Source organism: Caulobacter sp. 05T431, from assembly GCF_056665975.1.
Genome location: NZ_JBFTKU010000201.1, coordinates 1 through 351 on the forward strand (window position 1 = coordinate 1; position 351 = coordinate 351).

A 351-nucleotide genomic window follows, 5' to 3' on the forward strand; every position below is an offset into this window, starting at 1 on the left:
GGACCGGACGCTGATCGCCGAGACCGGCAGCACCATCAGCATCCGCGTCACCAATCACCTGGCCCAGCCGCACGCCCTGCAGTTCCTCAACGCGGGAGCGGGCAACAGCCACGTGAGCACCGGCGAGATCCGGCCCGGTCAAACCAAAACCTTGGTATTCCCGGCCCCCAAAGCAGGCACCTACCTCTACTGCGATCCTGGCGCCGATCCGGCCGATCCCACCGCCGACCCGGTTCAGCGCGTCCTGGGCCTCTTTGGTGCCTTGCTGGTCACGGATCCGGCCTCGCCGTGGCTGCCCATGCCCAACGGGCCGGAATTTGAACGCCAGTGGTTGTGGATGCTCCACAACGT

General features: G+C 66.4%; 1 protein-coding gene. It reads left to right on the plus strand.

Going from position 1 to position 351, the window contains the following annotated elements:
* The coding region (locus AC1U89_RS25100; RefSeq protein WP_479902324.1) for a multicopper oxidase domain-containing protein at positions 1-351 on the plus strand (351 nt) is incomplete at both ends.